Source organism: Agrobacterium sp. CFBP2214 (assembly GCF_030209895.1).
Taxonomy (GTDB): domain Bacteria; phylum Pseudomonadota; class Alphaproteobacteria; order Rhizobiales; family Rhizobiaceae; genus Agrobacterium; species Agrobacterium radiobacter.
In genome coordinates, this window is the sequence record NZ_JARVRC010000003.1 from 402,903 (window position 1) to 426,312 (window position 23,410).

35 protein-coding genes are annotated in these 23,410 nt (G+C 57.9%); 3 read left to right on the forward strand and 32 right to left on the reverse strand.

The features are described from left to right. The first annotated feature begins 297 nt into the window (after positions 1–297). Both msrP and msrQ read left to right on the forward strand, forming a co-directional pair. Positions 298–1,239 (forward strand): protein-methionine-sulfoxide reductase catalytic subunit MsrP, encoded by a 942-nt coding sequence (gene msrP / locus QRN60_RS09190; RefSeq protein WP_111785088.1) that lies wholly within the window; start codon positions 298–300, stop codon positions 1,237–1,239. Positions 1,240–1,241: 2 nt separating this feature from the next. After that, the gene (gene msrQ / locus QRN60_RS09195) at positions 1,242–1,889 is read left to right on the forward strand and encodes a protein-methionine-sulfoxide reductase heme-binding subunit MsrQ (RefSeq protein WP_129565208.1); all 648 of its coding nucleotides are present in this window, start codon (positions 1,242–1,244) and stop codon (positions 1,887–1,889) included. Here the strand turns inward: msrQ and QRN60_RS09200 are convergent. Further along, positions 1,843–2,271 carry a ribosomal maturation YjgA family protein gene (locus QRN60_RS09200; protein WP_060726358.1) on the reverse strand — a complete coding sequence of 143 codons (429 nt, stop codon included), beginning with the start codon at positions 2,269–2,271 and terminating at the stop codon, positions 1,843–1,845. The two genes, msrQ and QRN60_RS09200, sit on opposite strands and share 47 nt — an antisense overlap. A gap of 55 nt (positions 2,272–2,326) precedes the next feature. Here QRN60_RS09200 and QRN60_RS09205 point away from each other — a divergent pair, with 55 nt between their 5' ends. Continuing rightward, positions 2,327–3,199, forward strand: a complete 873-nt coding sequence (locus QRN60_RS09205; protein ID WP_112293723.1) for a DUF817 domain-containing protein — start codon at positions 2,327–2,329, stop codon at positions 3,197–3,199. A gap of 204 nt (positions 3,200–3,403) precedes the next feature. Here QRN60_RS09205 and rplQ read toward each other — a convergent pair whose 3' ends face one another. The 31 genes from rplQ to rpsL all read right to left on the reverse strand — a co-directional run bounded on the left by rplQ (position 3,404) and on the right by rpsL (position 23,080). Beyond that, on the reverse strand, positions 3,404–3,829 hold the full coding sequence (gene rplQ, locus QRN60_RS09210) for a 50S ribosomal protein L17 (RefSeq protein WP_129565210.1): 426 nt from the start codon (positions 3,827–3,829) through the stop codon (positions 3,404–3,406). Positions 3,830–3,948: 119 nt separating this feature from the next. Further along, complete coding sequence (locus QRN60_RS09215; RefSeq protein WP_003495228.1) at positions 3,949–4,959, reverse strand: DNA-directed RNA polymerase subunit alpha; 1,011 nt, start codon at positions 4,957–4,959, stop codon at positions 3,949–3,951. A gap of 195 nt (positions 4,960–5,154) precedes the next feature. Beyond that, the gene (gene rpsK, locus QRN60_RS09220; protein WP_003495225.1) at positions 5,155–5,544 is read right to left on the reverse strand and encodes a 30S ribosomal protein S11; all 390 of its coding nucleotides are present in this window, start codon (positions 5,542–5,544) and stop codon (positions 5,155–5,157) included. A 138-nt stretch (positions 5,545–5,682) separates the two neighbouring features. Next, positions 5,683–6,051 (reverse strand): 30S ribosomal protein S13, encoded by a 369-nt coding sequence (gene rpsM, locus QRN60_RS09225; protein ID WP_003507791.1) that lies wholly within the window; start codon positions 6,049–6,051, stop codon positions 5,683–5,685. 299 nt (positions 6,052–6,350) lie between these two features. Next, on the reverse strand, positions 6,351–6,941 hold the full coding sequence (locus QRN60_RS09230; RefSeq protein ID WP_003507790.1) for an adenylate kinase: 591 nt from the start codon (positions 6,939–6,941) through the stop codon (positions 6,351–6,353). Beyond that, a complete protein-coding gene (gene secY, locus QRN60_RS09235; RefSeq protein WP_003507789.1) occupies positions 6,938–8,278 on the reverse strand; it encodes a preprotein translocase subunit SecY in 1,341 nt (446 codons plus the stop codon). Before secY ends, QRN60_RS09230 begins: the two co-directional genes overlap by 4 nt. Before the next feature lie 331 nt (positions 8,279–8,609). Next, complete coding sequence (gene rplO, locus QRN60_RS09240; protein WP_003507788.1) at positions 8,610–9,089, reverse strand: 50S ribosomal protein L15; 480 nt, start codon at positions 9,087–9,089, stop codon at positions 8,610–8,612. 16 nt (positions 9,090–9,105) lie between these two features. Continuing rightward, a complete protein-coding gene (rpmD, locus tag QRN60_RS09245; protein ID WP_003495212.1) occupies positions 9,106–9,312 on the reverse strand; it encodes a 50S ribosomal protein L30 in 207 nt (68 codons plus the stop codon). Positions 9,313–9,323: 11 nt separating this feature from the next. Further along, positions 9,324–9,893: a 30S ribosomal protein S5 gene (rpsE, locus tag QRN60_RS09250; RefSeq protein WP_003495208.1), complete on the reverse strand. Its 570-nt coding sequence runs from the start codon at positions 9,891–9,893 to the stop codon at positions 9,324–9,326. A 119-nt stretch (positions 9,894–10,012) separates the two neighbouring features. Next, entirely contained in the window at positions 10,013–10,375 is a 363-nt protein-coding gene (gene rplR, locus QRN60_RS09255; RefSeq protein ID WP_003507787.1) for a 50S ribosomal protein L18, read from the reverse strand. Between the two features lie 12 nt (positions 10,376–10,387). Continuing rightward, positions 10,388–10,921, reverse strand: coding sequence for a 50S ribosomal protein L6 (gene rplF / locus QRN60_RS09260; protein ID WP_003495204.1), 534 nt, complete (start codon positions 10,919–10,921; stop codon positions 10,388–10,390). Between the two features lie 43 nt (positions 10,922–10,964). After that, the gene (gene rpsH / locus QRN60_RS09265) at positions 10,965–11,363 is read right to left on the reverse strand and encodes a 30S ribosomal protein S8 (RefSeq protein WP_003507786.1); all 399 of its coding nucleotides are present in this window, start codon (positions 11,361–11,363) and stop codon (positions 10,965–10,967) included. Positions 11,364–11,375: 12 nt separating this feature from the next. Further along, positions 11,376–11,681 (reverse strand): 30S ribosomal protein S14, encoded by a 306-nt coding sequence (gene rpsN / locus QRN60_RS09270; protein ID WP_003507785.1) that lies wholly within the window; start codon positions 11,679–11,681, stop codon positions 11,376–11,378. A gap of 33 nt (positions 11,682–11,714) precedes the next feature. Continuing rightward, complete coding sequence (gene rplE / locus QRN60_RS09275; RefSeq protein WP_003507784.1) at positions 11,715–12,269, reverse strand: 50S ribosomal protein L5; 555 nt, start codon at positions 12,267–12,269, stop codon at positions 11,715–11,717. Further along, positions 12,262–12,570 (reverse strand): 50S ribosomal protein L24, encoded by a 309-nt coding sequence (gene rplX / locus QRN60_RS09280; RefSeq protein WP_003495200.1) that lies wholly within the window; start codon positions 12,568–12,570, stop codon positions 12,262–12,264. The genes rplE and rplX overlap by 8 nt, the downstream gene beginning before the upstream one ends. Positions 12,571–12,582: 12 nt before the next feature. Beyond that, entirely contained in the window at positions 12,583–12,951 is a 369-nt protein-coding gene (gene rplN, locus QRN60_RS09285) for a 50S ribosomal protein L14 (RefSeq protein WP_003495199.1), read from the reverse strand. A gap of 235 nt (positions 12,952–13,186) precedes the next feature. Next, positions 13,187–13,423, reverse strand: a complete 237-nt coding sequence (gene rpsQ, locus QRN60_RS09290) for a 30S ribosomal protein S17 (protein WP_003495195.1) — start codon at positions 13,421–13,423, stop codon at positions 13,187–13,189. An 11-nt stretch (positions 13,424–13,434) separates the two neighbouring features. Continuing rightward, positions 13,435–13,635, reverse strand: a complete 201-nt coding sequence (rpmC, locus tag QRN60_RS09295; RefSeq protein ID WP_003495193.1) for a 50S ribosomal protein L29 — start codon at positions 13,633–13,635, stop codon at positions 13,435–13,437. 12 nt (positions 13,636–13,647) lie between these two features. Further along, entirely contained in the window at positions 13,648–14,061 is a 414-nt protein-coding gene (gene rplP / locus QRN60_RS09300) for a 50S ribosomal protein L16 (protein ID WP_003507774.1), read from the reverse strand. A 38-nt stretch (positions 14,062–14,099) separates the two neighbouring features. Next, positions 14,100–14,831 (reverse strand): 30S ribosomal protein S3, encoded by a 732-nt coding sequence (rpsC, locus tag QRN60_RS09305; protein WP_003507773.1) that lies wholly within the window; start codon positions 14,829–14,831, stop codon positions 14,100–14,102. Beyond that, on the reverse strand, positions 14,831–15,220 hold the full coding sequence (gene rplV, locus QRN60_RS09310) for a 50S ribosomal protein L22 (protein WP_003495184.1): 390 nt from the start codon (positions 15,218–15,220) through the stop codon (positions 14,831–14,833). The genes rpsC and rplV overlap by 1 nt, the downstream gene beginning before the upstream one ends. 2 nt (positions 15,221–15,222) lie before the next feature. Further along, the gene (rpsS, locus tag QRN60_RS09315) at positions 15,223–15,501 is read right to left on the reverse strand and encodes a 30S ribosomal protein S19 (RefSeq protein ID WP_003507772.1); all 279 of its coding nucleotides are present in this window, start codon (positions 15,499–15,501) and stop codon (positions 15,223–15,225) included. A gap of 15 nt (positions 15,502–15,516) precedes the next feature. Then, the gene (gene rplB, locus QRN60_RS09320) at positions 15,517–16,353 is read right to left on the reverse strand and encodes a 50S ribosomal protein L2 (RefSeq protein WP_003507771.1); all 837 of its coding nucleotides are present in this window, start codon (positions 16,351–16,353) and stop codon (positions 15,517–15,519) included. 43 nt (positions 16,354–16,396) lie between these two features. Then, positions 16,397–16,690: a 50S ribosomal protein L23 gene (locus tag QRN60_RS09325; protein WP_003495178.1), complete on the reverse strand. Its 294-nt coding sequence runs from the start codon at positions 16,688–16,690 to the stop codon at positions 16,397–16,399. After that, a complete protein-coding gene (gene rplD / locus QRN60_RS09330; protein ID WP_003495173.1) occupies positions 16,687–17,307 on the reverse strand; it encodes a 50S ribosomal protein L4 in 621 nt (206 codons plus the stop codon). Before rplD ends, QRN60_RS09325 begins: the two co-directional genes overlap by 4 nt. Positions 17,308–17,319: 12 nt before the next feature. Next, on the reverse strand, positions 17,320–17,961 hold the full coding sequence (rplC, locus tag QRN60_RS09335) for a 50S ribosomal protein L3 (RefSeq protein WP_003507769.1): 642 nt from the start codon (positions 17,959–17,961) through the stop codon (positions 17,320–17,322). 204 nt (positions 17,962–18,165) lie between these two features. Beyond that, a complete protein-coding gene (gene rpsJ / locus QRN60_RS09340; protein ID WP_003507767.1) occupies positions 18,166–18,474 on the reverse strand; it encodes a 30S ribosomal protein S10 in 309 nt (102 codons plus the stop codon). 311 nt (positions 18,475–18,785) lie between these two features. Continuing rightward, positions 18,786–19,961 carry an elongation factor Tu gene (gene tuf, locus QRN60_RS09345; RefSeq protein ID WP_003507684.1) on the reverse strand — a complete coding sequence of 392 codons (1,176 nt, stop codon included), beginning with the start codon at positions 19,959–19,961 and terminating at the stop codon, positions 18,786–18,788. Between the two features lie 65 nt (positions 19,962–20,026). Further along, on the reverse strand, positions 20,027–22,126 hold the full coding sequence (gene fusA / locus QRN60_RS09350) for an elongation factor G (protein ID WP_003507762.1): 2,100 nt from the start codon (positions 22,124–22,126) through the stop codon (positions 20,027–20,029). Between the two features lie 34 nt (positions 22,127–22,160). Continuing rightward, the gene (gene rpsG / locus QRN60_RS09355; protein ID WP_003507761.1) at positions 22,161–22,631 is read right to left on the reverse strand and encodes a 30S ribosomal protein S7; all 471 of its coding nucleotides are present in this window, start codon (positions 22,629–22,631) and stop codon (positions 22,161–22,163) included. Positions 22,632–22,708: 77 nt separating this feature from the next. Further along, a complete protein-coding gene (gene rpsL, locus QRN60_RS09360) occupies positions 22,709–23,080 on the reverse strand; it encodes a 30S ribosomal protein S12 (protein ID WP_003507760.1) in 372 nt (123 codons plus the stop codon). Between the last annotated feature and the right edge of the window lie 330 nt (positions 23,081–23,410).

A 23,410-nucleotide genomic window follows, 5' to 3' on the forward strand; every position in this document is an offset into this window, starting at 1 on the left:
CTCATGGCGAAGAGCGCATTGCCGCAAAGGCGATAAAAATAGCTCCTGCCCTATTTTGCGGTTTTTCTAGCGCAAACCGCAAGCCCTGTCACTGTCACCTTCAGGCAAAACAGTACGGTTCGGTACGGTACGCCGCTTCCCGATGCAGCAATTCACGCGACCACTTATCACAAATGCGCGATTTCCGCCGCCCGGCCGTTGTTTTTGCACGACGCGCTGAAACATATCTGTGCAGCAGCCGTATAGCCTATCATAATCGATTTATCGCCGATGCACCCGGCTTTTGTGGAGGTTGAAATGCCCGCCTATCGTCCGCCCCTGATCGCGGCTACAGAAATCACGCCGAAGAATATCTACCTGTCCCGACGCGGCTTCCTCGGTACGGCGGCAGGACTTGCGGCAATCGGGCTTGGCGGCCGCGAGGCAATTGCCGCTCCGCTTACGGCGAAACCAGGCGCCTACAAGCTGGATGAAAAGCTCACCCCGCTCGACGCCGTCACCAGCTACAATAATTTTTACGAATTCGGCGTCGGAAAATCCGACCCCAAGGAAAATTCCAGCAAGTTCAAGCCCACCCCATGGACCGTGAAGGTGGATGGCCTTGTCTCCAAACCGCAAGAATTCGGCATCGAAGAGCTGATGAAATATCAGCTCGAAGAGCGTACCTATCGCATGCGTTGTGTCGAGGGCTGGTCGATGGTCATTCCATGGATCGGTTTCCCCCTCGCGGCACTTCTCGATAAGGTGGAGCCGCTTGGCAGCGCGAAATACGTCTCCTTCGAAACCGTGGTGCGGCCGGATGAAATGCCCGGCCAGAGCGGTCTGTTCCAGCCTCTGTCCTGGCCCTATGTCGAGGGTTTGCGCCTCGATGAGGCACGCCACCCGCTGACCATTCTGGCCGTCGGCCTATACGGAGAAACGCTGCCGAACCAGAACGGTGCGCCCATCCGGCTCGTCGTTCCCTGGAAATACGGTTTCAAGGGCATCAAATCCATCGTCCGGATTTCGCTGACCGAGAAACAGCCGGAAACGACGTGGAAAAACTCCAACGCCCGCGAATATGGCTTCTACTCCAACGTCAATCCGCATGTGGACCATCCGCGCTGGAGCCAGGCGACTGAGCAGCGCATCGGCGAAGGCGGCTTTTTCGGCACCCAGAACCGCCCTACCCTGATGTTCAACGGTTATGACGAGGTAGCAGGCCTCTATACCGGCATGGACCTGAAAGCGAATTACTGACCATGGCCCTCGCCTTTTCGCTTCCGTCGCTGCCGAAGCGTTACCAGCCAGCGGCTATCTGGTCGCTTTATGCGATCGGCCTCTGTCCGGGCGTCTGGTATTTTTACCTCACCGCTACCGGTGGCCTCGGCTTCAATCCGGTCAAGGATTTCGAGCACCTGCTCGGCATCTGGGCGTTACGCTTCCTCTGCGTTGGGCTTCTGGTGACGCCGCTGCGAGACCTGTTCAACATCAACCTCATCGCCTATCGCCGGGCGGTGGGGCTGATCGCCTTTTATTACGTGCTGGCGCATTTCACGGTCTATCTGGTGCTGGACCGCGGCCTGATCATCAGCTCCATCGCCGGCGATATTCTGAAGCGGCCCTATATCATGCTCGGCATGGCGGGGCTTACCATGCTCCTGCCCCTCGCGCTCACCTCCAACCGCTGGTCCATCCGCAAGCTCGGCAACCGCTGGAACACGCTGCACAAACTCGTCTATCTCGTGCTCATCGTCGGCGTGCTGCATTTCGTGCTGGCGCGAAAATCGATCACGCTGGAGCCTGTGTTTTATATCAGCACGATGGTGATCCTGCTCGGCTATCGGCTGGTACGGCCCTCGATCATGTCGATGAAGAGGGCGAAACGCGCCAGACCCGTCCGGCCATAATGGCGGCGGCCCCAATTCCCGCGATATAACAGACTATATTCCACAGCGAAAAAACACGGCCGAGCAGCAAAGCGCCGGAGGTCGTTGCGCGAAACCCATCCAGCGCCGGGAAATGAACAAGCCGGACGAGTTCCACGAGGATAGCCGCAATAATGGCGGCATGGACCTCATAGCCACGCCAACGGTAGGGAAAGACGGTCGCCAGCAACAGATAAACCATCGCACCCCAGAGCACTGATCCGCCATATTTTACCGCCACGAACGGCAGTCCCACATCGTAACCGAAGGTGCGCAGGCAAAGGCCGCAGACGATCACCGCCATCGCCGCCGCCAGAAACCGGATGCGGGCTAAATAAGATGGGGATACGCGCGGCAGGCCCATACGGCTTCCTTCGGGTTTTCGTATGAAAGGTAACGAACTGAGATCGGGGACGGAAATGAGCACAGCAACAAGCCCGGCCGCAAGCCGCCTCTCCGTCTTGGACAATCTGCTCTGCGATACCTATCCCTGGGGCGAACTCAAGGGCATCAGGCGTTTTATCGTCGAGTTTCTGTATTTCGGCATCAAGGAGGCACGGGCCTGCATGTTCGCGGGCTTGTTCTTCGTCTCCATCTTCGTGGTGCCGCATGGCGGCGTGCTCGGCATTCCCCGATATGACGTGCTGCTGATCATTGCGCTCGGCATCCAGTTCTTCATGATCTGGAGCAGGCTCGAAACGCTTGACGAGGCCAAGGCCATCCTGTTGTTCCATATCGTCGGCTTCGCACTGGAAGTGTTCAAGACGTCGAGCGCCATCCAGTCATGGGCTTATCCGGATTTCGCCTACACCAAAGTGCTAGGCGTACCGCTCTTTTCCGGTTTCATGTATGCCGCCGTCGGCAGCTACATCATTCAGGCATGGCGGTTGCTGGATGTGCGCATTCGCCACTATCCCGCCTACTGGATGGCGACCCTGATCGGTATCGCCATCTACGCCAACTTCTTCACCCATCACTTCATCGGCGATTACCGCTGGTACATCGCCGCCTGCGCCATCGGCCTCTATTCCCGCGCAACAGTCGTCTTTCGCCCCTACGACCGGGACCGAAAGATGCCGCTGCTCCTCGCCTTCATCCTGATCGGCTTTTTCGTCTGGCTGGCGGAAAACATCTCCACCTTCTTCGGCATCTGGAAATACCCCGATCAAATCGGCGCCTGGTCCGTCGTCCACATCGGAAAGTGGAGTTCGTGGTCGCTGCTGGTCATCATGACCTTTACAATTGTCGCGCACCTCAAGCACATCAAGGGCCGCATCCACGTTCCGGAGTGAGACTATACTTTCCTCCAGGGTTACGTTTGAGCGGATGGTTCGCAGCCCTGAACTATACCTTGGCAACTGAGGCGCTCCCTCCCCCATCCAACCTTTGCGATGGCGGAAGTCCCAACTGCTCCTACTCCCAATAGACGAACGCAAAAAAACCGGGTGATCTCTCACCCGGCTTTTTAATTCATGACGCCTGAACGGCGTCAGACCTTATGCGGCTTCGGCGGCAGCAGCTTCTGCGGCAACGCGAGCCTTGTCGGCTGCGCCCTTGGCATCAACGTCGCGCTCGACGAATTCAACGACGGCGAGAGCCGCGTTGTCGCCCTGGCGGAAGCCGGCCTTCATGATACGCAGGTAGCCGCCGTTGCGGGTTGCGTAACGCGAAGCGATCGCGTCGAACAGCTTGCGAACAGCGTTCTGATCCTTGATCTGCGAGATCGCCTGACGACGAGCGTGCAGGTCGCCGCGCTTGCCGAGGGTCACGAGACGCTCGACGATCGGGCGGATTTCCTTCGCCTTAGGAAGCGTGGTTACGATCTGCTCATGGGTGATGAGCGAAGCAGCCATGTTGGCAAACATTGCCTTGCGGTGGCTGGCGGTTCTATTGAGCTTGCGGCCTGAATTTCCGTGGCGCATTGCTATTCTCCTTTAGTGCAGGCTTCCTATCCGGACCTGCCGTTTCCTGGCACATGCAGGTGACTTACCTGCTGTTTGACGGGGAAAGGCAGTCTTTAAAGGGTCTGCCTTTTTGATTGTTAGTACTGGTCTTCGTAACGCTTGGCGAGATCTTCGATGTTCTCAGGCGGCCATGCCGGTACTTCCATACCGAGGTGCAGACCCATGGAAGCGAGAACTTCCTTGATTTCGTTCAGCGACTTGCGACCAAAGTTCGGCGTGCGAAGCATTTCGGCTTCGGTCTTCTGGATCAGGTCGCCGATATAGACGATGTTGTCGTTCTTCAGGCAGTTAGCCGAACGAACCGACAGCTCGAGCTCGTCGACCTTCTTGAGAAGCGCCGGGTTGAACGCGAGTTCGGTAACCGATTCTTCTTCTGCTTCCTTCTGCGGCTCGTCGAAGTTGACGAAGACGCCGAGCTGGTCCTGAAGAATACGAGCGGCGAAGGCAACGGCGTCTTCGCCGGAAACCGAACCGTTGGTCTCGATCGTCATGATCAGCTTGTCATAGTCGAGAACCTGACCTTCACGGGTGTTTTCCACCTTGTAGGACACTTTCTTGACCGGAGAATAGAGGCTGTCCACCGGAATGAGGCCAATCGGGGCATCTTCCGCGCGGTTGCGCTCAGCCGGTACGTAACCCTTGCCGTTGTTGACGGTGAATTCCATGCGGATTTCAGCGCCATCATCAAGCGTGCAGATCACGTGGTCGGGGTTCAGGATCTCGATGTCGCCAACCGTCTGGATATCACCAGCGGTTACGGCACCTGGGCCCTGCTTGCGCACGACCATGCGCTTGGAATCGTCGCCATCCATCTTGATGGCGATTTCCTTGATGTTGAGCACGATATCCGTCACATCTTCCCGAACGCCGGGGATGGAGGAGAATTCGTGCAGGACACCGTCGATCTGCACGGCCGTAACAGCGGCGCCGCGCAGAGAAGACAACAGAACGCGACGCAGCGCGTTGCCGAGGGTGAGGCCGAAACCACGTTCCAGCGGCTCGGCAACGAGCGTTGCCTTGGTGCGGCTGGACGAGGTGAACTCGACCTTGTTCGGCTTGATAAGTTCCTGCCAGTTCTTCTGAATCATCTTTAAACCTTCCGTTCGCCGCCACCATCCAATCGTGACGGACCGAGCATGAAAACACCGAGAGGAACCTAATTCAGTGGTTCATCGGTGGGTTCTTGAGCGCAAGTCCGTCGATCGAAATCGACGCGCACACGCCAGATACACGAAAATTCCGCCTGACCTGGGGAAAGGCGGAATTTCCGAACCACGGTCGCGTCAGACGCGGCGCTTCTTGCGCGGACGGCAACCGTTGTGCGGGATCGGCGTCACGTCGCGAATGGAGGTGATCATGAAACCGGCAGCCTGCAGAGCGCGAAGTGCCGATTCACGACCGGAACCCGGACCGCAAACTTCAACTTCAAGCGACTTCATGCCGTGTTCCTGAGCCTTCTTCGCGCAATCTTCAGCAGCGATCTGGGCAGCGAACGGGGTCGACTTACGCGAACCCTTGAAGCCCTTGGCACCAGCAGACGACCAGGCAATAGCATTGCCCTGTGCGTCGGTGATGGTGATCATCGTGTTGTTGAAGGTCGAGTTGACGTGCGCGACGCCCGACGTGATATTTTTACGTTCGCGACGGCGAACGCGTGCGGCTTCCTTGGCCATTTTATACCTTTCATTGATCTCTTCACCGCCGTAACACCAGCGGCTACACCGGCGATCGACCCGTCTCCGAGCTTCACGCCAAACTCAGAAAGGCTGGCGCGGACTGCACCAGCCTCCCCTTTCCGGAGAACCGGAAAATTACTTCTTCTTACCAGCGATAGCCTTCGCCGGACCCTTACGGGTGCGGGCGTTGGTGTGCGTGCGCTGACCGCGGACCGGAAGGCCACGACGGTGACGCAGGCCGCGGTAGCAGCCGAGGTCCATCAAACGCTTGATGTTCATCGACGTATCGCGACGCAGGTCACCTTCGACCTGGTAGTCGCGGTCGATGGCTTCGCGGATCTGAAGAACTTCAGCATCCGTCAGCTGATGAACGCGCTTGTCAGCCGGAAGACCGACCTTGTCCATGATTTCCTGCGCGAATTTCGGACCAATCCCGTGAATGTAGGTCAGCGCAATAACAACGCGCTTTGCAGTCGGGATGTTGACGCCAGCGATACGTGCCACGTCTTTTCTCCTTGGTTCCAGTTGCCATCCGGCAAGTGGTGATTCCATTCGAGCGGCCGAGACCGCCAGTTCAAAATTGATGTCCGTGACAAGTCAAAACGACCGAACCCGGATCTCCCTTCCCTCAGGGAAATCCGCGCCAGTCGCTTGGGATGTCGCGAGTTGGCGCGGTGTTTAACGGAATCAGCGCAAAAAAGCAACCGGCTCCGCCAAGATTCTTTTGCGATCCAAAGGATCAGTCGCCATGCGGAAGCGAGATATGGGCAAGAACGCAACAGCCTCGCCCATCCGCTCCATGATCAGGCGGAGGCTTTCTCGAGAACGCGCTCGATGGCCTCGGTGACAGCATCGACGTCAGCCATACCGTCAAGCGTCACGAGTTCGCCCTGTTCGCTGTAATAGGCAGACAGCGGCGCGGTCTTCTCGCGATATTCCGTCAGGCGCTTGCGGAACGCTTCCGGATTGTCATCCGAGCGAACCGTGCCGCCGGCGGCAATGGTTTCAGCCACACGGTTTTCGATTCGGCGAATCAACGCCTCTTCGTCGACCTTGAGTTCGATAACGGCATCTAGGACCAGATTCTTCTTGCGCATGTTGTCTGCAAGCGCCTTGGCCTGCGGAACGGTGCGTGGATAGCCGTCCAGAATAAAGCCCTTGGCACAGTCCGGTGCTTCGATGCGTTCGGAAACGATCTGATTGACGATATCGTCGGAAACAAGCCCGCCGGCGTCCATGACGGCCTTGGCGCGTTTGCCGATTTCGGTGCCCGCGCTGACCGCAGCGCGAAGCATGTCACCGGTGGAAAGCTGCGGGATCCCGTACTTGTCAGTCAGGCGCTTGGCCTGGGTTCCCTTGCCCGCACCCGGCGGACCCAAAAATATCAGTCTCATCGTCCCCTCTTTCCTCCACGCAACTTCGACTTCTTGATCAGCCCTTCATATTGCTGCGCGATCAGGTGGCCCTGAATCTGCGCAACCGTATCCAGAGTTACACTGACAACGATCAAAAGCGAAGTACCACCAAGGGCTAATGGAATGCCCGTGCGTGCGATAAGTGTCTCAGGAAGGATACACACGAAGACCAGATAAATCGCGCCGACCACGGTGATACGGGTCAGGACGTAATCAATGTACTCCGCGGTGCGCTCGCCCGGACGAATGCCCGGAATGAAGCCACCATGCTTCTTGAGGTTATCTGCGGTGTCCTTCGGATTGAAGACGATCGCCGTATAGAAAAACGCGAAGAACGCGATCAGCAGGCCATAGAGCGCCATGAACAGCGGCTGTCCGTGCTGCAGCGACGCGATGATCGAAGTCGCCCAGGCCGGCAGGTTGGTATTGCCGGCAAAACCAGCAGCCGTTGCCGGCAGAAGCAGCAGCGAAGATGCGAAGATCGCGGGAATGACGCCGGCCGTGTTGAGCTTCAGCGGCAGATGCGAAGTATCGCCCTGGAACATCCGGTTGCCGACCTGTCGCTTCGGATATTGAATGAGCAGACGGCGCTGGGCGCGCTCCACGAAGACGATAAGAGCGATGACACCGATGGCGACCACGACAACCATCAGGATGAGCGGGGTCGAAAGCGCACCGGTACGGCCGAGTTCGAGCGTGCCGGCGAGCGCCTTGGGCAGGCCTGCGGCAATACCCGCGAAGATGATCAGCGAAATACCGTTGCCGATACCACGCGAAGTGATCTGCTCACCGAGCCACATCAGGAACATCGTGCCGCCGAGCAGCGTGATGACGGTGGAAACGCGGAAGAACCAGCCGGGATCGACCACAAGGCCGTTGCCGCTTTCAAGGCCGACCGCAATGCCATAGGCCTGCAGCGTGCCGAGCAGCACCGTGCCGTAGCGGGTGTACTGGTTGATGATCTTGCGGCCGGCTTCGCCTTCCTTCTTCAACGCTTCGAGCGACGGCACGACCGACGTCATGAGCTGCACGATGATCGAAGCGGAGATGTAAGGCATGATGCCGAGGGCGAAGATCGCCATGCGCTCGACAGCGCCACCCGCAAACATGTTGAAAAGACCGAGAATACCGTTGGCCTGGCCACGGAAGGCCTGCGCATAGGCTTCGGGGTTCAGGCCCGGAAGCGGAATATGGGTGCCGAGACGGTAGACGAGAAGTGCGGCAAGAGTAAACCAGAGACGCTTTTTCAGATCCTCCGCCTTAGCGAAGGTCGAAAAATTCAGGTTCGAAGCCAGTTGTTCCGCTGCTGAAGCCATAAATTTCTCCGAATGACCCTTGCCAGCCAGCGCAACCGGCCGATGCGGAAAGGTCTAAAAGATACTGGTCAAAACCGGGCTTCGGACAAATGCGGCTCTCGACCGCCATCATGCCTCACCCTGTTTTTTATGTCCTATCCCCTCCCCTACGGAAGTTCAAGAACTGTGAGGCTCTCCCTGCAGCACTTTCTGCCGCAAGCGGGGCCAAGGAAGCACACCGCGAAGAGATTGCCCTGATGCTCTATAAATCGATTTAGATCGAAAGCACCATAGGCCAGGGAGCGCAAACGCCCGGAGCGACTATGCGCCCCGGGCGTCTGAAGTGTATATATTACTCGGAAGCTTCTACTGCAACAGCGAGAAGCTTGATCGAGCCGCCGGCCTTTTCGATCTTTTCGATTGCAGGCTTGGAAGCGCCGGCAACTTCGAAAGCGACCTTTGCCTTCAGCTCGCCGTCAGCGAGAATGCGAACGCCGTCCTTGGCGCGACGGATGATGCCGGCAGCCTTGAGAGCTGCAGCATCGATCGTTGCGGAAGCGTCAAGCTTCTTGGCGTCGATAGCGGTCTGAATGCGGCCGAGCGATACGACAACATATTCGGAAGCGAAGATGTTGTTGAAACCGCGCTTCGGCAGACGACGGTAGATTGGCATCTGACCGCCTTCAAAACCGTTGATGGCGACGCCCGAACGAGCCTTCTGACCCTTCACACCGCGACCACCGGTCTTGCCCTTGCCGGAACCGATACCGCGACCTACGCGGATACGGTCCTTGGAGGAGCCTTCGTTGTCTCTGATTTCATTGAGTTTCATGATAGGTTACTCCGTCTCACTTCTCGTCAACGACGCGAACGAGATGCTGGACCGCACGGATCATGCCGCGAACCGCAGGAGTATCTTCCAGGGTGCGCTGACGATGCATCTTGTTGAGACCCAGACCGACCAGCGTCTGACGCTGGATTGCCGGGCGGCGAATAGGGCTGCCGATCTGTTCGACCGTAACAGTCTTCTTGGCTTCAGTAGTCTTCTTGGCCATGATCCAGCTCCTTATTCTTCAGAAGCGTTGCCGGACGCGGCACGGCGAGCCTGAAGGGTCGCATACTTGAGACCGCGCTGTGCAGCGATGTCCTTCGGATGAACCTGATGCTTCAGAGCGTCGAACGTTGCGCGAACCATGTTGTACGGGTTCGAAGAACCGGTCGACTTGGCAACAACGTCGTGAACACCCAGCGTTTCAAAAACAGCGCGCATCGGGCCACCGGCGATGATACCGGTACCGGCCTTGGCCGAACGCAGCAGAACCTTGCCAGCGCCGTGACGGCCATTGACGTCATGATGCAGAGTGCGGCCATCGCGCAGCGGAACGAAGATCAGATCGCGCTTTGCGCTCTCGGTAGCCTTACGGATGGCTTCCGGAACTTCGCGAGCCTTGCCGTGACCGAAGCCAACGCGGCCCTTCTGGTCGCCAACGACGACGAGAGCGGCGAAGCCGAAGCGGCGGCCACCCTTAACAACCTTTGCAACGCGGTTGATCGCGACCAGCTTGTCGACGAATTCGCTATCGCGCTCTTCACGGTTCTGGCGATCGTCGCGAGAACCTCTTTTTTCCTGTGCCATTGTCCTTGTCCTTTTTCTTTTACGGGTGGAACGGCAAACGAAAAGACCACCGGCCTCGATAAAGAGACCCGCATGGCCCGGTGAAATTCCGCCCGGATCGTTGTCCGGGCGGAAAAAAATCAGAAGTTCAGACCGCTTTCGCGGGCAGCGTCTGCCAGGGCCTTGATGCGGCCGTGATAGATGAACGCGCCACGATCGAATACGACATCCTTGACGCCAGCCTTGACGCCACGCTCGGCAACCAGCTTGCCTACGACAGCTGCTGCTGCAACGTCGGCGCCGGTCTTGAGCGAGCCGCGCAGATCGGCTTCGAGCGTGGAGGCAGACGCAAGCGTCTTACCAGCAACGTCATCGATGATCTGGGCGTAGATGTTCTTCGACGAGCGATGAACCGACAGGCGCGGGCGGCCGTTGGCAACCGCCTTGATCTGGCGGCGCACACGGCTCGCGCGACGTGCAAGTGCTTCTTTCCTGCTAGCCATTTCGCGTGATCCTTACTTCTTCTTGCCTTCTTTGCGGACAATACGCTCTTCAGCGTACTTCACGCCCTTACCCTTGTAGGGCTCGGGACCGCGGTATTCGCGGATTTCCGCGGCTACCTGGCCAACCTGCTGCTTGTTGATGCCGGAAACGATGATTTCCGTCGGCTTCGGAACGGCAATGGTGATGCCGACCGGCGGCTCGTAAACAACGTCATGGGAAAAGCCGAGGGCCAGCTGCAGGTTCTTGCCCTGCATGGCGGCACGGTAACCGACGCCGTTGATTTCGAGCTTGCGCTCGTAACCGTCCTTAACACCCTTGAAGATGTTCTCGATCATCGTGCGGGACATGCCCCACTTCGAACGAGCTTCCTTGGTGCCGTTAGCCGGCGTTACGGAAACGCCGTTATCTTCGAGCTTCAGCTGAATGTCGTCGTTAGCGACGAAAAACAGTTCACCCTTCGGGCCCTTCGCAGTGACCTTCTGGCCGTCGACATTGGCCGTCACACCTGCGGGAACCGGAACGGGCTTTTTACCGATACGAGACATTATTCAATCCTGTCTGTTCGTTATGGAGATCCTTGCTCGGGTCTTAGAAGACCGAGCAAAGAACCTCGCCACCAACGTTCTGTTCGCGAGCCTGGTGATCGGCCATCACGCCCTTCGGGGTCGAAAGGATGGTGATGCCGAGGCCGTTCGCGACCTGCGGAATGGACTTTACCGAGACATAAACCCGGCGGCCCGGCTTGGAAACGCGGCCGATCTCACGGATCACGGACGCGCCTTCGTAGTACTTCAGCTCGATCGTGAATTCGGACTTGCCGTTTTCGAAATCGACCTTGGAATAACCGCGAATGTAGCCTTCAGCCTGCAGCACGTCGAGAACGCGTGCGCGGAGGCTGGAAGCAGGCGTGCTTACCGCAGACTTGCGGCGAGCGGCACCATTGCGGATGCGGGTGAGCATATCACCCAAAGGATCAGTCATGGTCATGTGCCCGTCTCCTTACCAGCTCGACTTGACAATGCCCGGCACCTTGCCGGAATTGCCCAGCTCACGAAGCGCGATACGCGACATCTTGAGCTTGCGATAGAACGCGCGCGGACGGCCCGTTACTTCGCAGCGGTTGCGGATACGCGTCTTCGAGCCGTCACGCGGCAGCGAAGCGAGCTTCAGAGTGGCCTTGAACCGGTCTTCGATCGGAAGGGACTGGTTCATCACGATCGCCTTCAGTGCAGCGCGCTTGGCGGCCTGCTGGGCGACCGACTTGCGGCGGCGCTTGTTCTTTTCAACTGCGCTTGTTTTCGCCATATCGGAGTTCCTTTTCTACGCTCGTCGTTACGGTTAGTGACGGAACGGGAAGTTGAACTCTGTCAGCAGAGCCCGAGCTTCGTCGTCCGACGTCGCCGTCGTGCAAACGATGATGTCCATGCCCCACATCTGATCAACCTTATCGTAGTTGATCTCAGGGAACACAATGTGTTCCTTGATGCCCATGGCGAAGTTGCCACGGCCGTCAAAGCTCTTCGGGTTCAGGCCCCGGAAGTCGCGAACGCGCGGCAGCGCGATGTTGACCAGACGATCAAGGAATTCGTACATGCGTGCGCCACGAAGGGTAACCTTCGCACCGATCGGCATGCCTTCGCGAACCTTGAAACCAGCGATCGAGTTGCGAGCCCGGGTAACGACCGGCTTCTGGCCGGCAATTGCAGCCAGATCGGCGGCAGCAATCGTGGGCTTCTTGGAGTCGGCAGTTGCCTCGCCAACACCCATGTTGATCACGATCTTCTCAAGCTTCGGGATCATCATCACGTTGGCGTAGGAGAACTTCTCCTGCATGGCGCCACGGATACGGGAAACGTATTCCGTCTTGAGACGCGGCTCGTACTTATCAGCCATCGATCACTTCTCCCGAACGCTTGGCCACGCGGACCTTCTTGCCATCCACAACAGAGAAACCAACGCGGGTCGGCTTGCCATCCTTGTCGACGATGGCGATGTTGGAGATGTGCAAGGATGCTTCCTTGTTGATGATGCCGGCTTCCTGTGCCTGGGTCTGGCGCTGGTGACGCTTCACCATGTTTACGCCACGCACAACGGCACGGTCTTCTTTCGGCATCACCTGGATTACTTCGCCGGTACGGCCCTTGTCCTTACCGGTCAATACGACAACCTTGTCGCCTTTACGAATTTTCTGCATCGCTATAGCTCCTTACAGCACTTCTGGAGCCAGCGAGATGATCTTCATGTGGTTCTTGGCGCGAAGTTCGCGCGGAACCGGTCCGAAGATACGGGTGCCGATCGGCTCTTTCTTGTTGTCGATAAGAACGGCTGCGTTGTTATCGAAACGGATGACGCTGCCGTCAGCGCGACGGATGTCCTTGGCGGTGCGAACGACAACCGCCTTCATCACGTCGCCCTTCTTGACGCGGCCGCGCGGAATAGCTTCCTTGATGGAAACGACAATAATGTCGCCAACAGAAGCATATTTGCGCTTCGAGCCGCCCAGCACCTTGATGCACATGACACGACGTGCGCCGGAATTATCCGCCACGTCGAGGTTTGTTTGCATCTGAATCATGTCAGGTCGCCTTCTTGTTGTTACCGGAACGGTTGGGCAAACTCTCCCGAGCGAGCCCCCTGCCCCAGCTTATGAATATATCTTCGTCTTGCGCGGAAATGTCGTGACAGGGTGGTTTCCCGAAGGACCTTCCGTGCGCATCAAAGCAAAAGACGCTCGATTCACGAGCGTCCTTGCGGTGCTTCATACAGGAATTCGCGCCAAGTTCAAGAGACCTGGCGCGATTCTGATGAAATTAAGCCTGGGCGGATACAACCGTCCAGCGCTTGTCCTTGGAGATCGGTGCGCATTCCTCGATGGAAACGACATCGCCGACCTTATACTGATTGTTCTCGTCGTGTGCCTTGTACTTCTTCGAACGACGAACGGTCTTCTGAAGCAGCGGGTGAGCGAATCGACGCTCAACACGAACTACGACAGTCTTCTCGTTCTTGTCGGACACAACGACGCCCTGCAGAATGCGTTTCGGCATATTATTTTTCCTTAGGCCTTGGCTTCTGCCGCCTTCTGGCGGGCAATGGTTTTAACGCGGGCGATATCCTTGCGGACTTCGTTGATGCGCGAGGACTTCTCCAGCTGACCAGTTGCCTTCTGGAAGCGCAGGTTGAACTGCTCCTTCTTCAGATCGGCGAGCTTGTCCTTGAGCTGGTCGGCGCTGAGGCCGCGAACTTCATCGGCTTTCATGTGCCTTGCTCCTTACTCTGCGATGCGCTGTACGAAGCGCGTCTTGACCGAGAGCTTGGCAGCGCCGAGACGAAGCGCCTCACGGGCGATCTCCTCGGTAACACCGTCGATCTCGAACATCATACGACCGGGCTTGACCTTGCATGCCCAGTAATCGACCGAACCCTTGCCCTTACCCATACGAACTTCGGTCGGCTTGGCCGTAACCGGAACGTCTGGGAATACGCGGATCCACACACGACCTGCGCGCTTCATGTAACGCGTGATCGCGCGGCGGGCCGCTTCGATCTCGCGTGCATTCACGCGGTTCGGTTCCTGCGACTTCAAGCCGAATTCACCGAATGCCAGGTCAAAGCCGCCCTTGGCGACGCCTTTGATGCGTCCCTTGAACTGCTTACGGTACTTAGTACGCTTTGGCTGCAACATTTTCTTACTTCTCCGAGCTTATCTTTCGCCAGCGTCAATCAAGCGTTTTCGCGACGACGATCGGAACGATCGCCACGCTCACGGCTTGCAGGGCCCTGTGCGTCGCCTTCGAGACCGCGACGCTCAGAAGCCATCGGATCGTGCTCAAGGATTTCGCCCTTGAAGATCCAGACCTTGATGCCGCAGATACCGAATGCGGTTTCAGCTTCGGCTGTGCCGTAGTCGATGTCCGCACGCAGCGTGTGCAACGGAACGCGACCTTCGCGGTACCATTCGGTACGAGCGATTTCTGCACCACCGAGACGGCCGCCGCAGGTGATCTTGATGCCTTCGGCGCCAAGACGCATTGCGGACTGAACAGCACGCTTCATCGCACGGCGGAAAGCCACGCGGCGCTCGAGCTGCTGAGCGATCGACTGGGCAACCAGCGTCGCGTCGATTTCCGGCTTGCGCACTTCAACGATGTTGAGGTGCGTTTCGGAGTTGGTCATCTCGGAAAGCTTCTTGCGAAGCTTCTCGATGTCTGCACCCTTCTTGCCGATGATCAGACCCGGACGAGCCGAGTGGATCGTGACGCGGCACTTCTTGTGCGGACGCTCGATGACGACCTTGGCGATGCCGGCCTGCTTGAGTTCCTTGATCAGGTAAGCCCGGATCTTCAGGTCTTCATGCAGAAGCTTGCCGTATTCAGCGGTGTCAGCGTACCAGCGGCTGTCCCAGGTACGGTTGATGCCGAGGCGGAAGCCGATCGGATTGATTTTCTGACCCATTATGCGGCCTCCCCTTTTTCCTCAACTTCACGAACAACGATCGTGAGGTGAGAGAACGGCTTTTCAATGCGGGAAGCACGACCACGGCCACGGGCGTGGAAACGCTTCATGGTGATGGACTTGCCAACATAGGCCTCGGCGACGACGAGAGCGTCGACGTCGAGGTCATGGTTGTTTTCCGCATTGGCAATTGCAGATTCGAGCGTCTTCTTGACGGTGCCTGCAATGCGCTTGCGGGAGAATTCGAGCTCGGCGAGAGCGCGATCAACCTTCTTGCCACGGATAAGAGCGGCAACCAGGTTCAGTTTCTGGGGGCTGACGCGGAGCGTACGGGCAATGGCCTGAGCCTCATTGTCCTTCAGCCGGCGTTCGGTCTTAGCCTTCGCCATGATTACTTCCTCTTTGCCTTCTTGTCCGCGCCGTGACCGTAATAGGTACGGGTCGGAGAGAATTCACCGAACTTGTGTCCGACCATGTCTTCGTTGACGGAGACGGGCACATGCTTGCTGCCGTTGTAGACGCCGAACGTCAGACCAACGAACTGCGGCAGGATCGTGGAGCGACGGCTCCAGATCTTGATTACTTCGTTACGTCCGCTCTCGCGCACCTTCTCAGCCTTGGTGAGAAGATAGCCGTCAACAAACGGACCTTTCCATACTGAACGAGCCATTAGTGACTACCTCTCTTACTTCTTACGCTGATGGCGCGAGCGCATGATGAACTTGTCGGTCGACTTGTTCGAACGGGTGCGCTTGCCCTTCGTGGGCTTGCCCCACGGAGTAACCGGGTGGCGACCACCCGACGTGCGACCTTCACCACCACCGTGCGGGTGGTCGACCGGGTTCATGACGACGCCGCGAACGTGCGGACGCTTGCCACGCCAACGCGAACGACCGGCTTTACCGTCGTTGATGTTGCCGTGATCCGAGTTCGAAACAGCGCCGATCGATGCGAGGCAGGAGCCGTGCACCAGACGCTGTTCGCCCGAGTTGAGACGCAGGATGGCCATACCGGCATCGCGGCCGACGAGCTGGACATACGTACCGGCGGAGCGAGCGATCTGACCGCCCTTGCCCGGCTTCATCTCGACGTTGTGGATGATCGAACCAACAGGAATGTACTGAAGCGGCATGGTGTTGCCGGGCTTCACGTCCACTGCCTTGTCGGAGGCGATCACCTTGTCACCGGCAGCGAGACGCTGTGGCGCGAGAATGTAAGCCTGTTCGCCGTCGGTATACGTAACCAGCGCGATGAACGCGGTGCGGTTGGGGTCGTATTCCAAACGTTCAACGGTGCCTTCAACGTCGAACTTGCGACGCTTGAAGTCAACCAGACGGTAGGTCCGCTTGTGACCGCCACCCTGGAAACGGACGGTGATCCGGCCCTGGTTGTTACGGCCACCCTTGGAGCTGAGGCCCTGGGTGAGAGCCTTTACCGGCTTGCCCTTGTAGAGCGAAGCGCGGTCCACGATAACCAGCTGACGCTGGCTCGGCGTGGTCGGATTGAAACTTTTCAATGCCATATTCTTGTTCCCTTTTGGGTCTTTGCCCGCTTGGGCCTAACCTTTAGAGTCCGGTGGACACGTCGATGGATTGACCTTCGGCGAGCGTAACGACGGCTTTCTTGACGTCCTTAAGCTTACCGGCGAACCCACGGAAACGACGGGTCTTACCCTTGCGGATAAGCGTGTTCACAGCCGTGACTTTGACGCCGAAGAGAGCTTCCACGGCAGCCTTGATTTCAGGCTTGGAAGCGCTTTTGGCGACGTTGAATACGACCTGGTTCTGTTCGGATACCAGCGTCGACTTTTCCGTGATCGAAGGAGATACGATCACATCGTAGTGGCGAAGATCCGTCATTTGAACCGCTCCTCCAGAGCCTCTACAGCAGCCTTGGAAAGCACCAGCTTGCCACGGCGCAGGATGTCGTAAACATTGATGCCCTGTACCGGCAGAACGTCCACATTCGGGATGTTCTGAGCAGCGAGCTTGAAGTTGCCATCAAGTTCGGCGCCACCGATGACGAGAGCGTTGGTCAGGCCAAGCGAAGCGAAGCTGCCCAGCAGAGCCTTGGTCTTTGCTTCGGACGCGACGAGCTGATCGACGATGATCAGTTCTTCAGCCTTCAGCTTTGCAGACAGGGCGTGACGCAGAGCAAGCGCACGAACCTTCTTGGGAAGGTCATGTGCGTGGCTGCGAACGACCGGGCCGTGGGCCTTGCCGCCGCCGCGGAACTGCGGTGCGCGAGCCGAATGGTGACGAGCGCGGCCCGTACCCTTCTGCTTGTACATCTTCGCGCCGGTGCGGGAAACTTCCGACCGGTTCTTGGACTTGTGGGTTCCCTGCTGCTTCTTTGCAAGCTGCCAGCGAACCATACGGGCCAGGATGTCCTGGCGGGGGTCGAGGCCGAAGATCTCATCCGACAGAGAAACCTTGCCGGCGTCTTTTCCCTCGAGGGTTTTGACGTTCAATTCCATGATAAGGCTCCCTTACTTCGCAGCCGACTTGACGGCGTCGCGGACGATGATCCAGGAACCCTTCGAGCCGGGAACTGCACCCTTCACGAGGATGAGGCCACGGTCTTCATCGGTCGAAACGACTTCGAGGTTCTGGGTCGTAACGCGCGTCTGGCCCATATGACCAGCCATGCGCTTGCCCTTCCAGACGCGGCCCGGATCCTGGTTGTTACCGGTCGAACCGTGTGCACGGTGCGATACGGAGTTACCGTGCGAAGCGCGGCCACCACCGAAGTTGTGACGCTTCATAGCACCGGCAAAACCTTTACCGATCGTGGTTCCAGTGACGTCGACCAGCTGGCCGGACTGAAAATGATTTGCGGTCAGTGTTGCACCGATGTCGATCAGGTTCTCGGGGGAAACCCGGAACTCGACGAGCTTGGCTTTCGGCTCGACGTTGGCAGCGGCAAAATGACCGCGAAGCGCCTTCGTCGTGTTCTTGACCTTGGACTGGCCGGCACCGAGCTGAACTGCGGTGTAGCCATTCTTGTCTTCCGTGCGCTGGGCAACGACTTGTACGTTATCCAGTCGCAATACTGTTACAGGGATATGTTCACCTGCGTCGTTATAGACGCGTGTCATACCCACTTTCTGTGCAATCACACCTGAACGCATTGGTTCATCCTCTTGCGAGCCTTGAAGGGAAAACCCTCTCTGGCCTTTGTTAAGGAGTGCCCTTCGACATCTCACGATGTTTCCGGTCTCCGGTTTGGAAGTCGTTGGATTTCTCCACGTACCTTCCTTGTTATTGGCCTTCACCCGAGGGTGAAGCCCGGCCTTGTTACTTCAGCCCTCACCTTGGATGGATCGGGCCGGGTCTTAGAGCTTGATTTCCACGTCAACGCCAGCAGCGAGGTCGAGCTTCATCAAAGCATCGACAGTCTGCGGGGTGGGGTCAACGATATCGAGAAGACGCTTGTGCGTCCGCATTTCGAACTGTTCACGGCTCTTCTTATCAACGTGGGGAGAGCGGTTGACGGTAAACTTTTCGATGCGGGTGGGGAGCGGAACCGGGCCGCGAACGCTGGCGCCGGTGCGCTTTGCGGTCGACACGATTTCACGGGTAGAGGCATCGAGGATCCGGTGATCGAACGCCTTGAGGCGGATACGGATATTCTGGCCGTTCATTCGTCTTGTCCTTGTTCTTTGTTATTCGTTTCCGCACGCGGAAACACATGAACTTCTATTGATCGTGGCGCCGCAGATTTTCAAAAATCGAGAGGGATGAGCGTTACACCCCAATCATTTCGGTAGTCTGTATTGCTAAAAACACCGCGCTCCGCAATCGCTTGCGAATCCAGCGGTGATTGTGAGTGCGCGTTTACGCGCTTTCACCGAATTTTTCAAGCACTAAAAATGCAACGCCGCCAGGCTTTTTACTAAAAGGCCGGCGGCGGTGTTGTTCACACCGCCGCCAGTCAGAATTTCAATGGTCGAAATTACTCGACGATCGAGGCCACGATGCCGGCGCCGACGGTACGGCCGCCTTCGCGGATAGCGAAGCGCAGCTTTTCTTCCATCGCGATCGGAACGATCAGCTCGACTTCAACGGTGACGTTGTCGCCAGGCATAACCATTTCCGTGCCTTCAGGAAGCGACACGATGCCGGTCACGTCAGTCGTACGGAAGTAGAACTGCGGACGGTAGTTCGTGAAGAACGGCGTATGACGGCCGCCTTCTTCCTTCGTCAGGATGTAGGCTTCTGCCATGAACTTCTTGTGCGGCTTGACCGAACCCGGCTTGCACAGGATCTGACCACGCTCAACGCCGTCACGGGTAACACCGCGAACCAGTGCACCGATGTTGTCGCCAGCCTGGCCCTGATCGAGCAGCTTGCGGAACATTTCAACGCCGGTAACAGTCGTCTTCGAGGTCGGACGGATGCCGACGATTTCGACTTCTTCACCAACCTTGACGATACCGCGCTCAACGCGACCCGTCACAACCGTACCACGGCCAGAGATCGAGAACACGTCTTCGATCGGCATCAGGAACGGCTGGTCGATCGGACGCTCAGGCGTCGGGATGTAGGCGTCAACAGCAGCCATCAGCTCGCGGATTGCGTCTTCACCGATCTTCTTGTCAGAATCTTCAAGAGCGGCAAGTGCCGAACCCTTGATGATCGGGATATCGTCGCCCGGGAAGTCGTAGGACGACAGAAGTTCGCGAACTTCCAGTTCAACGAGCTCGAGAAGCTCGGCGTCGTCAACCTGGTCGACCTTGTTGAGGAACACGACGATTGCCGGAACGCCAACCTGGCGGGCAAGCAGGATGTGCTCGCGCGTCTGCGGCATCGGGCCGTCAGCTGCAGAGCAAACCAGGATCGCGCCGTCCATCTGGGCAGCACCGGTGATCATGTTCTTCACGTAGTCGGCGTGGCCGGGGCAGTCGACGTGCGCGTAGTGACGGGCAGGCGTCTCGTATTCAACGTGTGCCGTCGAGATCGTGATACCACGAGCCTTTTCTTCCGGAGCCGCGTCGATCTGGTCATACGCCTTGAACTCGCCGAAGAACTTCGTGATTGCTGCCGTCAGCGACGTCTTGCCATGGTCAACGTGACCGATCGTGCCAATGTTGACGTGCGGCTTATTGCGCTCGAACTTGCTCTTTGCCATTAGTGGCTCTCCATTCTTGTCCCTTGACGGGAATAATCTTCAAAATTCGGTGGGGCGTACCCCGATCACTTCTGACCGGAGTACTTTGCCTGGATTTCCTGCGCCACGTTCGACGGAACCGGCGAATAGTGGTCGAACGTCATCGAGTACTGTGCACGGCCCTGCGACATGGAGCGCAGGTTGTCGACGTACTTGAACATGTTCGCGAGCGGAACATGCGCGTTGATGACGACGGCGATACCACGGCTTTCCTGGCCCTGGATCTGACCACGACGGGAGTTCAGATCGCCGATAACGTCACCGACATAGTCTTCCGGCGTTACGACTTCGACCTTCATCATCGGCTCGAGAAGCTGTGCGCCAGCCTTCTTCGCTGCTTCACGGAAGCAGGCACGCGATGCGATTTCGAAGGCGAGAACCGACGAGTCAACATCGTGGAATGCACCGTCGACCAGCGTCGCCTTGACGCCGAGCATCGGGAAGCCAGCCAGCGGACCGGAAGACAGAACGCTTTCGATACCCTTCTGAACGCCCGGGATGTATTCCTTCGGAACAGCACCACCGACGATCTTCGATTCGAACTTGAAGTCTTCGCCTTCGGGGTTCGGTTCGAAAATGATCTTCACGCGAGCGAACTGACCGGTACCACCGGACTGCTTCTTGTGCGTGTAGTCTTCTTCGTGCTGACGCGTGATGGTTTCGCGGTAGGCAACCTGCGGAGCGCCGACGGTAGCTTCAACCTTGAACTCGCGACGCATACGGTCAACGAGAATGTCGAGGTGAAGTTCGCCCATGCCTGCGATGATCGTCTGACCGGATTCTTCATCCGTCTTGACGCGGAACGAAGGATCTTCAGCAGCCAGGCGGTTGAGCGCGAGGCCCATCTTTTCCTGGTCGCCCTTGGTCTTCGGCTCGATGGCGATCTGGATGACCGGCTCGGGGAATTCCATGCGCTCGAGGATAACCGGCTTCAGCGGATCGCAGAGCGTATCGCCAGTGGTGGTTTCCTTGAGGCCAGCCAGAGCAACGATGTCGCCGGCAAAGGCTTCTTCGATGTCTTCACGGCTGTTGGAATGCATCTGCAGCATACGGCCGACGCGCTCGCGCTTGTCCTTGACCGTGTTGATGACCGACGTGCCCTTTTCGAGCTTGCCGGAGTAGATGCGGGCGAAGGTCAGCGAACCGACGAAGGGGTCGTTCATGATCTTGAACGCGAGCATGGAAAGCGGCTCGCTGTCATCGGCATGACGCTCGATTTCGGCTTCGGTCTTGAAGTCGATGCCCTTGATCGCGGGAATGTCCAGCGGCGAAGGCAGGTAGTCGACGACGGCGTCGAGAAGCGGCTGAACGCCCTTGTTCTTGAACGCGGTACCGCAGAACATCGGGTGGAACTTCACGTCGATGGTGCCGCGGCGAACGAGCGCACGGATCTTTTCGTTGTCGGGCATGATGCCGTTCAGGTAGTCTTCCATCGCTTCTTCGTCGATCTCGACAACGGTCTCGATCAGCTTTTCGCGATATTCGTCAGCCTTGGCCTTCATGTCTTCAGGAATTTCGACGACGTCCCACTGAGCGCCGAGCGATTCGTCGCGCCAGATGAGTGCGTTCATCTCGATCAGGTCGATAACGCCCTTGAACTCGGTCTCAGCGCCGATCGGCAGCTGCATGACAACGGCGATGGCGCCGAGACGGGTCTTGATCATTTCTACCGAGCGGTAGAAGTCAGCGCCGGTCTTGTCCATCTTGTTGCAGAAGATCATGCGCGGAACATGATACTTCTCGGCCTGGCGCCAGACGGTTTCCGTCTGCGGCTCAACACCGGCGTTGGCGTCAAGCAGCGCGATGGCGCCGTCGAGAACGCGCAGCGAACGCTCAACTTCAATGGTGAAGTCGACGTGGCCGGGGGTGTCGATGATGTTGAAGCGGCGCATCTTGCCGTCGCGACCCTTCCAGAAGGTCGTGGTGGCAGCGGAGGTGATGGTGATACCACGCTCCTGCTCCTGTTCCATCCAGTCCATCGTGGCTGCGCCATCGTGAACTTCACCGATCTTGTGCGACTTACCGGTGTAATAAAGGATACGCTCGGTGGTCGTCGTCTTGCCGGCGTCGATATGCGCCATGATACCGAAATTGCGGTAGTCTTCGATTTTATATTCGCGAGCCATAATGGACTGCCTTTCGATATGCGACCGGTTAAGATTACCAGCGGTAATGCGAGAATGCGCGGTTGGCGTCGGCCATCTTGTGCGTGTCTTCGCGCTTCTTGACAGCAGAACCGCGGTTGTTCGCAGCGTCCATGAGTTCGCCGGAAAGGCGATCGACCATGGTCGTTTCGTTGCGCTTGCGGGCAGCCGTGATCAGCCAGCGAATAGCGAGGGCCTGACGGCGCTCGGGGCGAACGTCGACGGGAACCTGATAGGTGGCACCACCAACGCGGCGCGAACGCACTTCAACGTGCGGAGCAACGTTGTCGAGGGCGGAGTGGAACACGCCGAGCGGCTCCTGCTTCGTCTTGCCCTGAACGACGTCGAACGCGCCGTAAACGATGCTTTCTGCGACCGACTTCTTGCCGTGAAGCATGATGGCGTTCATGAACTTGGTGACGACCAGATCGCCGAACTTCGGGTCCGGGTTGATCTCACGCTTTTCTGCACTATGGCGACGGGACATATTTTTTGTCTCTCAATGTTATTGACGCTTTACCACGCGGAGAACCTCGCGCAGCGCCGGAATTTGTTAAACCCGAATTACTTCGGACGCTTCGCACCGTACTTGGAGCGGCGCTGCTTGCGGTTCTTGACGCCCTGGGTATCGAGAACACCGCGGATGATGTGGTAACGCACACCCGGCAAGTCCTTTACGCGGCCGCCGCGGATCATGACCACGGAGTGTTCCTGAAGGTTGTGACCTTCGCCCGGAATGTAACCGATGACTTCGAAGCCGTTGGTGAGGCGGATCTTGGCAACCTTACGCAGAGCCGAGTTCGGCTTCTTCGGGGTCGTCGTGTAAACGCGGGTGCAAACACCACGCTTCTGCGGGTTTTCCTGAAGAGCAGGAACCTTGTTGCGCTTTACCTGTGCCTGGCGAGGCTTGCGGATCAGCTGGTTTACGGTAGGCATATAACCATCCCTTGCAAAAACTACTTAAGCCACCCTCACGGGTGGCGGCTATGCCGTTGCCGGCGACGATGCACGCATATATCCTCATGCGCAAAACGTGGCCCGATCCGGTTTCACGGATGGACCACCAAGAGCAGAGGACACCGGATGAGGCGTCTTGCGTGCAACATTCGTGTCTTCTACGTGCAATGGAGACCCGTTTGAGATGATGTTCGGGAAAAAGCTTTCCGAACGGCCAGCACCCACAGAGGCTCCGATGGCGGGCGTACTACTGTTTTAGCCAGCTTTCGTCAAGGGCGAATCCACATTTTGCCCCCGCGCCCGCGGCCA